This is a genomic window from Microvirga sp. P5_D2 (assembly GCF_054049475.1).
Window position 1 is genome coordinate 24,172 of sequence record NZ_JBFUMH010000052.1, and the last position, 9,410, is coordinate 33,581.

Genomic DNA, 9,410 nt, shown 5'->3' on the forward strand with positions numbered 1-9,410 from the left:
TTCGATTAATGGGTAAGCCGGTCAATCCACCGTCTGGCGGCGAGATCGAGAACATCAATCTCAAGGACGCCCTGGAAGAGCGCTATCTCGCATACGCGCTTTCCACCATCATGCACCGCGCGCTGCCGGACGCGCGAGACGGGTTGAAGCCCGTCCACCGCCGCATCTTGCACGCCATGCGGCTTTTGAAGCTCGACCCCAAGTCGGCTCCGAAGAAGTGCGCGCGTATCGTCGGCGACGTGATGGGTCAGTACCACCCGCACGGCGACCAATCGATCTACGATGCTCTGGTGCGCATGGCGCAGGATTTCGCCCAGCGCTATCCGCTGGCGGACGGGCAGGGCAACTTCGGCAATATCGACGGCGATAACGCCGCCGCCATGCGTTACACCGAGGCGAAGCTGACGGAAGTAGCGCGTCTTCTGCTGGAAGGCATCGACGAGGATTCCGTCGATTTCCGCGAGACCTACGATCAGGCGAACGAGGAGCCGGTGGTTCTGCCTGCCGCCTTCCCGAACCTGCTCGCCAACGGCTCCCAAGGCATCGCGGTCGGCATGGCGACATCGATCCCGCCGCACAACGCGGCGGAGCTGTGYGACGCGGCTTTGCATCTCATCACGAAGCCCAGTGCGACGACCGAACAACTGATGCAATACGTGCAGGGTCCGGATCTTCCGACCGGCGGCATCATCGTCGACACGCCGGCTTCCATGGTGGAGACCTACAACACGGGCCGCGGCTCGTTCCGCGTGCGTGCGCGCTGGAACAAGGAAGACCTCGGGCGCGGCAATTGGCAGATCGTCGTCACCGAGATTCCGTATTCGGTGCCGAAGTCCCGCCTGATCGAAAAGATCGCGGAGCTGCTGCAGGAAAAGAAGCTGCCGCTTCTCGCCGACGTGCGCGATGAATCGGCGGAAGACATTCGCGTCGTGCTGGAGCCGCGCGCGAAAACCGTCGATCCGATCATCCTTATGGAATCGCTGTTCAAGTTGACCGAGCTTGAAAGCCGCATTCCCATGAACGTAAACGTACTTGCCGGCGGCAAGGTGCCGAAGGTCTTAAGTCTGGCGGAATGTCTGCGCGAATGGCTCGACCATCGCCGCGAGGTGCTGATCCGCCGTTCCACGTTCCGGCTGAACGCCATTGACCGGCGCTTGGAGATCCTGGGCGGCCTGCTCATCGTCTATCTCGACCTCGACCGCGTGATCAAAATCATCCGCGAGGAGGACGAGCCCAAGCAGGAGCTGATGCGCTTCTTCAAGCTCACCGAGGTCCAGGCCAACGCCATTCTCGACACGCGCCTGCGCTCGTTGCGCAAGCTCGAGGAGATGGAGCTCAAGCGTGAGCAGAAGAACCTGCAGGACGAGAAGGCCAAGATCGAGGAGCTTCTGGGCTCCGAGAAGATCCAGTGGAAGGCCGTTTCCGCCGACATCAAGGAGGTCCGCAAGACCTTCGGGCCGGACACGGCGATCGGCCGCCGCCGCACCACCTTCGCCGAAGCGCCGGACACCTCCGACATCGATTTCGCGGAGGCTATGATCGAGCGCGAGCCGATCACGGTCATCGTCTCCGAAAAGGGCTGGATCCGCGCCATGAAGGGACACCAGGAGGATATCTCCTCGGTGCAGTTCAAGGGCGACGACAAGCTTAAGACCTCGTTCTTCGCCGAGACGACGTCCAAGATCATCGTGGTGGCGAATAACGGGCGCTTCTTCACGCTCGACGCGTCGAAGCTGCCGGGCGGTCGCGGCTTCGGCGATCCGATTCGCCTGATGGTCGATCTGGAAGAGGGCGCGGACTTCATCTCTGCCTTCCCGTACAAGGCGGGCACGAAGCTGCTTGTAGTGGGCACCGACGGACGCGGTTTCATCGTGCCGGCCGACGAGACGGTGGCCAACACCCGCAAGGGCAAGCAGATCCTGAATCTGGATGCGCCCTCGCTGATGGTCGTGTGCGCGGATGCGGATGGCGACCACGTCGCGATCATCGGCGAGAACCGCAAGCTCCTGATCTTCCCTGCGAAGCAGGTGCCGGAAATGACCCGAGGCAAGGGCGTTCGCCTCCAGCGCTACAAGGACGGCGGCATCTCAGATGCCAAGGTCTTCAAGCTGAAGGAAGGCCTGACCTGGAAGGACACGGCGGGCCGCACCTGGACCGTCGCGAAGGAAGACCTGCGCGACTGGATGGGCGACCGCACCGAAGCGGGCCGCCTGCCGCCGAAGGGCTTCCCGAAGTCCAACAAGTTCGGTGAGTAACGGCCTCCACGATGGGCACCATGCGTTGCATGTTGAGCGCATGATGCTCGTCGAGGTCGGCTTTACCGTTGCATTGGGACTTGCGGTCGGCGGTTGGATCGCGAGTCTTCTGGGTGCGATTTATTCGGTGATGTCGTTCGCTGCTCCCAAGGCTCAGGCTCGCTGGCAGGCCTGGGCCTTTCTTGTAGGTATGTGCGCTTTGTGCCTCGCGACCCTCGGCGGGATTATCGCCTCCAAGTCGCTGTTTCAGGATGGCAGAACGGTGCCCGCGTTTCTTCTGCTCATCCTGCCGGCTGCGGCGGGAAGCGTCTTTCTGTTCAAGCGGTTGAGACGATAGCTGGCGTTAATCGAGCGGCGTAGAAATGAACTCGGGCAGTGCCTCGGCGCGTTCCGAGAGTGCGGCAAGGGCCGGATAATCGGCGGCTGATATGAAGTCTTTGAGCACAAATTGCGTGAAGCGCCACGCGACGGCCGTCGTGATGTCGGCCTGCGAGAACCGGCTGCCGAAAACCCACTCCTGTGTGGAATCGATTTCGCTCTCCAGAAGATCGTAGGCTGTCGTAAGCTGGTTCTCGATCCGGTCGAGCCAGGGCCTGTGCTTTTTGTCGGCGGGGCGTTGAGCATCCTCGTAATGAGCGTGAACCGTTTTCTCGGCAGCGACCAGGGCGAGGCCTATGATGCGCTGGAAGCGGGCGTAATCCCTGTCGTTGCCGGGTGTGAACAGGCGCTCAGGAGGTGCGAGCCGCTCGACATATTCGAGGATCAGGGTGGAATCCATCAGCACGGTTCCGTCGTCGAGCACGAGGCTCGGCGCCTTCACCACCGGGTTGATCGCCGCGAACGTGTCGTAATGGCGGAAAACCGAGACGGCCTCATGTTTGAATGGCAGGTCCATGACCTTCATGGAGATCGCGACGCGGCGCACGAAAGGTGAATCCGTCATGCCGATGAGGCGCATGTTCTTTGATCCTTGTCCTGACCGCTGCCGAGTCGCAGCAGACGGCGGAGAGGAGATTGGCATAACCCTAAACTCAAGAACATTGTCTTGGCGCTGGCGCATCAAAATTGTAATGAACTTACATTAGAAGCAGCGGACCAGTGAGGCGATGTTGGAATCCGTAATCAAACTTGCTGTCGTAATCGCTTTGAACGGCGCAGTCAGCGGATTCGCAGGCTGGGGCTTCACAAGCCTGCTCGACTATTTCGACGTCTTCGGCTCCGGGCCGCAATCCGGCCTATCCAGAAGCCTCGGAATCCTTTTCATCGGCTTTCCCTTGTCCTGGCTGAGCATTTTTATCCTGCTCATGGCAACACACGGATTGCGGGCCGAACCCGCTATTGGGAGCTGGGGTTTCGTGGGAGCGTCGGCTCTGGGATTCATCATCCTGTTCGTGGGCTATTACGCCATTCTTTTCGCGAGCCGCTGAACAGGCGCGTAAAAACGATAGGCTTCAGTCGAAGCGCACCCAGCCGGTTGGAGCCAATCGCTCCTGCGGCGTGAAGCGGGCCTTATAGCCCATCTTCTTCGATCCCTCGACCCAGTAGCCGAGATAGAGATAAGGCAACCCCATCGCCTTCGCGCGGCGGATGTGGTCGAGGATCATGAAGGTGCCGAGGCTGCGGTCCTGATGGTCGGGATCGTAGAAGGAATAGACCATCGACAGGCCGTCGCTCATGGCGTCGGTGAGGCAGACGGCGATCAGGTCGCCTTCGCCCTTGCCCGTGATGCCGCTGTCGATTCCGCGGCGGCGGTATTCGACCAGATTGGTATCCACATGGCTGTCCTCGACCATCATGGAATAGTCGAGCACCGTCATGTCGGCCATACCGCCATCGGCATGACGGGAATCGACGTAGCGGCGGAACAGCGAATATTGCTCGGAAGAGGGTCGGTTCGGCAGATCGACGCCGATCAGATCGGCGTTGTTTTTCAGAACCCGGCGCAGATTACCCGAGGGCACGAACTCGTTCACGAGGACGCGGATCGAGACGCAGGCCCGGCAGGTATCGCAGGCTGGCCTATAGGCGATGGTCTGCGAGCGACGGAAGCCGCCTTGCGTCAGAATCTCGTTCAACTCCCGGCCCCTTCGTCCCACGATATGCGTGAAGACTTTGCGCTCCTCCTTGCCCGGCAGGTAGGGGCAAGCGGAAGGTGAGGTCAGGTAAAACTGCGGTGCGTCGCGGGAGTGACTCGTCAAGCCGGCAAGCCTTGTGGAGAAACCTTGAGCGCTGAATCAACGCCCAAGGATAACATTGGTGCCCGCTACGTCCAGGGCAAGATCCAAGACATCGCGCCTTTGTGCTTAGGCCCGTACGATCATCATCCCGGTCAGGAGGTCGCGGATGAAACGCCGGTCGTCCCGCATGAAACCCACAAGCACATCGCAGGCCCAGAGCAGGAAGGTCGAGATCGCCACGTAGAAGAAGAGCGCGTGGACGGCGGCGGAGAGCATGGACGCGCCCCGACCCGTCTGCGGATCGATGACCTTCAGGCCCATGGTCCGCATACCGACAGTCGCCTGCGAGGCGCCGCCGATGGTCACGGCGTTGTAGACAATGAAGATCAGCGCGGTGAGAGGGAGTGCGAAGAATAAGCCCCAGCCGAGGCCCAGAGTGATGATGCYGAGAAAGAAGATGCCGATGGAGATCAGCACCACCCATAGGGCGATCACGAGGAGGTCGATGAGATAGGCCCAGAAGCGCCGTGCGATGACGCCCTCCGTGGCGCGGGTATCCAGGGGATACGGGCGATAATCCACGGTGGGCGGGTAGGGCTGGTTGACCATCATTTAATCCTCAATAGGCGGCTTCGGACAGGCCGCGGGAATCGACCCGCTTCGGCTCCAGCCCCTCCGCCGCCAAGGCCTCGAACACCTCCAATGTATGCTGTCTGTCGCGAGTTTCGATAGTGATGTCGATGGAAACGCCCTTGGCGGGCACATCGAGATAAAGCCGCCCGTGGGAAACCTCCAGGATGTTGGCGCCCAGGCCGCCGAGCAGGGTTGCCACGCGGCCGAGCAGTCCCGGCCTGTCGTTGGAGGTGATGCGGAAGGAAGCGATGCGGTCGTCGCGCTCCAATTCACGCACCATCACAGAGGCCAGGATGCGGGCGTCGATATTGCCGCCGCAGAGTACGAGGCCGACCCGCTTGCCCTCGAAACGCTCGGGCTGCGCCAGCATGGCGGCCAAACCCGCCGCGCCCGCGCCTTCCGCCATAGTCCGTTGCAGGGTGGCATAGGCATTCACGGCACGCTCGATCAGGGGCTCGTCGACGGCGATGATGTCCGGCACGAGGTCGCGCACGATGGGCAGCGGCAATTGCCCCACCGTCTTCACGGCAATGCCCTCGGCCAAAGTTGCGCCGCCGATGGGCTGGTTCTCGCCCCGGATCGCATTGCGGAACGATGGATAGAGAGCCGCCTCCACGCCGATGATCTCGATGGACGGCTTCAGGGCCTTGGCGGCAATCGCGATGCCGGAAATCAGACCGCCGCCGCCGATGGGGACGACGATCTGGTCCAGATCCGGCGCATCCGCCAGCATTTCGAGCGCGATGGTGCCCTGACCGGCCATGACTTTGGGGTCGTCATAGGGGTGAACGAAGACAAGGCTCTCGCTGGCGGCGATCTCCTGGGCCTTCGCGGCGGATTCGTAGAGGGTCTCACCAAACAGGATGACTCGCGCTCCGTAAGAGCGGGTGTTCTCGGCCTTCACCAGGGGCGCGCTTTCCGGCATGACGATGGTGGCCGGGATGCCGAGGCGGCGCGCGTGATAGGCGACGGCCTGGGCATGGTTTCCCGCCGACATGGCGATCACGCCACGCTGGCGCTCCTCCGCCGTCAGGCTTTCCAGCTTCGTCACCGCGCCGCGCTCCTTGAAGGAGCCCGTGGGCTGCATGTTCTCGTGCTTCACGCAGACGGTCGCGCCGGTGAGTTGGGACAGGCGGGGCGACGGGACCAGCGGCGTGCGCAAAACCTGCCCCTGGATCACGGTGGCGGCGCGCTCCACGTCCTCGACGGTGATGGCGTAGTTGGCCAAGGTCTTCCTCCGGTCGTCTTCCATTATAGCCCTTAAACGGGCCTTGGTGTTGGATCTTGAAAGCCCAGCAGGCCGCCGGGCCTGAAGATCAGAAAGATCACGAGAGCGGCATAGAGGGCTATGTCGCGTCCTTCAATGGGTAGATAAGCCGACCAGAGGGTTTCGAACAATCCCACAATGAAACCTCCTAACATCGCGCCCGGGACCGAGCCGATCCCGCCGATGATGGCTCCGATGAGGGCCTTGAGGCCGTATTGGAACCCTCCCGCGAAGCCCAATCCGCCATATTGCGCCACGATTAGGAGGCCGGAGAGCCCCGCCATCGCGCCTGCCAGGGCGAGAGTCTGCGTGAGAAGGCGAGGGCCGTTGACGCCGAGCAACGCCGCCGCGCGAGAATCATCGGCGTAGGCCCGCCATGCCCGGCCGAAGCCCGTCGCCTTCATGACCCAGAGAAGGCCAAGGCCCGCCGCTACACCTAGGCCCGAGGTGACCGCGCTGATCGGCGTCAGGCTGACGAGGAAATCGCCGGATCGCGCCAGCGCCCAGGCCTCGGACCAGATCGGCGGCAGCCAGACCGTGACCGGGCTTTGCACGATGCGAAGATATTCCATCAGCGCGAGCGATAACCCGACCGTCGCGATCAGGCTGGGCTGAGAGCTTTTGGTCTTGATCATGCCGATGGTGAAATACCCACCGACGGCGCTGTGGATGGCTCCGGCGAAAAGCGCCCCGACCAATCCTGCGGCGAGGCCAAGGACGGGCGATGTGAAGCCCGATACGAGCAGAATGGAGGTGCCCGCAATCGTCGCGGCAGAGCCCACGGCGGCAAGCTCACCGAAGGCTAGATTGACCCGGTTGCTCATGCCGAAGACGAGGGCATAAGCCACCGAGAGAAGGGTGTAGATGGCGGTGCGCGGCAGGCTGACTAGGATCTGCTGCATCCAATAGGCGACGGCGCCCGGCACCTCGATCACGTCGGCATCGGCCCTGCTGCCCGGATCGGCGGCAACGCCCTCAGGGGTTTCCAGATAATAGCGCTTCAGAAGATAAAGGCTTGCCCCAGAGACAGGCCCTTCCTCGGTCTCCAGCCCGGTGAGTTCCGCCTTGTTCGATGACAGCCCTTCGGCGGCGAACTGGCAGATTGCGAAACGCTCAAGCGGCGGGCGGTCAGGGTATTGGGCGAGATAGATAACGTGGAGGCTGCGCGGGGTTTGACCAGCCTGCATCCGCTCGACCGTGATCGTTGCGCCCGAATTGAGCGCCGGAAGGGTGGAGCGACAGACGCGTGCCTGCTCCGCGTCGATTGAAAGCCCGCATGCCGCGAGAAGGCAAAGGCCCAGTAGGCTGGCGGCAAGCCGCGCCATCCGGAGGACGCCTGAACCTTTCACGTGGGAGCCCTAAGGAACGATCAGGCCTATGCCTTCAGCTTCTCCGCAACCCGAGGCGCGAAATAGGTGAGAATGCCGTCGGCACCGGCACGTTTGAAGGCAAGCAGACTTTCCATCATGGCGCGTTCACCATCGATCCAGCCGTTATTGGCAGCGGCCTGGATCATCGCATACTCGCCGGAGACCTGATAGGCGAAGGTTGGCACGGCGAAGGTCTCCTTCACCCGTTGCACGATATCGAGATAGGGCATGCCGGGCTTGACCATGATCATGTCCGCGCCCTCTTCGAGATCGAGTGCTACTTCGCGCATGGCCTCGTCCGTATTGGCCGGGTCCATCTGGTAGGTGCGCTTGTCGCCGATGAGGGTCGCGGAGGTGCCGATGGCATCACGGAACGGGCCATAGAAGGCGGATGCGTATTTCGCCGCGTAGGCCATGATCTGCACATCCAGGAAGCCTGCCTCGTCGAGCCCTGCGCGGATGGCAGCAACGCGTCCATCCATCATGTCCGACGGGGCGATCACATCCGCCCCGGCTTCCGCCTGGCACACGGCCTGACGCACGAGAAGGGCAACGGTCTCGTCGTTGAGAATCCGGTCGCCGTCCATCACGCCGTCATGGCCGTGGCTGGTATAAGGGTCGAGCGCCACGTCGCAGATAATGCCGATTTCGGGAACGGCGCGCTTGATCTCGCGCACGGCGCGGCAGACCAGATTGCGGCTGTTGAGGGACTCGGAGCCGGTCGGATCGCGAAGGGCAGGGTCCGTATAGGGAAACAGGGCGATGGCCGGAATGTCTAGAGCGGCCGCGCGCTCGGCTTCCCGCACGGCTTCACCGATGGTCAGGCGTTCCACGCCCGGCATCGAGGCGACAGCCTCGCGCCCGCTTGTGCCTTCCACAATGAACAGCGGCCAGATCAGGTCGTTCGTGGTCAGCACATTCTCGCGCACCAGCCGCCGTGACCATTCCGCCTTGCGATTGCGGCGCGGGCGGTAGGCCAGGTTCAGGGAGGACGAAGCGGCTTCCTGAGCGGAGGGGCGGGGGAACGGAGACAGTTTAGACATGATCCTCATCCGACGCCGGCTTCGATGCGCCAGCGGCTGGCAGAGGGTTAGCACATTTAAATTGCTCTAAAAAAGGGAAAGCGGTCGCAGGAGGGGGTATTCAGGTGAATTTGATATCATGGCAGGTTGGAGCCCAGTGCCCGTTTTACCCAGCCCGCAGCAGCTTGATCGCTGAATCTCGCTCGAACATGTACAGCATCACCCGCAGGGCCTGTCCCCGCTCGCTGAGCAGTTCCGGATCCTTGTCGACGATCAGCCGGGCATCGTCCCGGGCCGCGCCCAACAGGTCGCCATCCACTTCCAGCCTTGCCAGCTTGAAGCCAGGCGTACCTGACTGCCGCGTTCCTAGAACCTCACCCTCGCCGCGAAGGCGCAAATCCTCCTCGGCGATCCTGAAACCGTCTTCGGTCTGGCGCATCATCTCAAGGCGCGCCTGGGCCACCTGTCCTAGAGGGCCTTTATAGACCAGCAAACAGGTGGATGATTTCGAGCCTCGGCCAATGCGGCCCCTGAGCTGATGAAGCTGCGCAAGGCCGAAGCGCTCGGCGTGCTCGATCACCATGATCGTGGCATTGGGTACGTCCACGCCCACTTCGATCACGGTGGTGGACACGAGAATCTTGGTCTCGCCACTGGAGAACCGCTCCATGGCGGCATCCTTGTCC

General features: G+C 62.3%; 10 protein-coding genes. 3 read left to right on the forward strand and 7 right to left on the reverse strand.

All coding sequences use genetic code 11. The annotated features are described in order from the left end of the window. Positions 1-8: 8 nt before the first annotated feature. Together parC and ACXJKO_RS15120 are read left to right on the forward strand one after the other, a co-directional pair. On the forward strand, positions 9-2,255 hold the full coding sequence (parC, locus tag ACXJKO_RS15115) for a DNA topoisomerase IV subunit A (RefSeq protein WP_457091912.1): 2,247 nt from the start codon (positions 9-11) through the stop codon (positions 2,253-2,255). 40 nt (positions 2,256-2,295) lie between these two features. Continuing rightward, positions 2,296-2,592 (forward strand): hypothetical protein, encoded by a 297-nt coding sequence (locus ACXJKO_RS15120; RefSeq protein ID WP_457091913.1) that lies wholly within the window; start codon positions 2,296-2,298, stop codon positions 2,590-2,592. A gap of 6 nt (positions 2,593-2,598) precedes the next feature. On the opposite strand, the gene ACXJKO_RS15125 is transcribed toward ACXJKO_RS15120, so the two are convergent. Continuing rightward, a complete protein-coding gene (locus ACXJKO_RS15125; RefSeq protein WP_457091914.1) occupies positions 2,599-3,213 on the reverse strand; it encodes a glutathione S-transferase family protein in 615 nt (204 codons plus the stop codon). A 148-nt stretch (positions 3,214-3,361) separates the two neighbouring features. Here ACXJKO_RS15125 and ACXJKO_RS15130 point away from each other — a divergent pair, with 148 nt between their 5' ends. Next, positions 3,362-3,682: a hypothetical protein gene (locus ACXJKO_RS15130; RefSeq protein ID WP_457091915.1), complete on the forward strand. Its 321-nt coding sequence runs from the start codon at positions 3,362-3,364 to the stop codon at positions 3,680-3,682. A 24-nt stretch (positions 3,683-3,706) separates the two neighbouring features. On the opposite strand, the gene ACXJKO_RS15135 is transcribed toward ACXJKO_RS15130, so the two are convergent. From ACXJKO_RS15135 to ACXJKO_RS15160, 6 genes are all read right to left on the reverse strand, one after another. Continuing rightward, a complete protein-coding gene (locus ACXJKO_RS15135; protein WP_457091916.1) occupies positions 3,707-4,453 on the reverse strand; it encodes an arginyltransferase in 747 nt (248 codons plus the stop codon). Positions 4,454-4,558: 105 nt separating this feature from the next. Next, positions 4,559-5,044, reverse strand: a complete 486-nt coding sequence (locus ACXJKO_RS15140) for an RDD family protein (protein ID WP_457091917.1) — start codon at positions 5,042-5,044, stop codon at positions 4,559-4,561. A 7-nt stretch (positions 5,045-5,051) separates the two neighbouring features. Beyond that, positions 5,052-6,317: a threonine ammonia-lyase gene (locus tag ACXJKO_RS15145; protein ID WP_457091918.1), complete on the reverse strand. Its 1,266-nt coding sequence runs from the start codon at positions 6,315-6,317 to the stop codon at positions 5,052-5,054. A gap of 8 nt (positions 6,318-6,325) precedes the next feature. Next, positions 6,326-7,657, reverse strand: a complete 1,332-nt coding sequence (locus ACXJKO_RS15150; protein ID WP_457091919.1) for a branched-chain amino acid ABC transporter permease — start codon at positions 7,655-7,657, stop codon at positions 6,326-6,328. Positions 7,658-7,707: 50 nt separating this feature from the next. Then, a complete protein-coding gene (hemB, locus tag ACXJKO_RS15155) occupies positions 7,708-8,745 on the reverse strand; it encodes a porphobilinogen synthase (protein ID WP_457091920.1) in 1,038 nt (345 codons plus the stop codon). 145 nt (positions 8,746-8,890) lie between these two features. Continuing rightward, the coding region (locus tag ACXJKO_RS15160; RefSeq protein WP_457091921.1) for a helicase-related protein at positions 8,891-9,410 on the reverse strand (520 nt) is incomplete at its 5' end.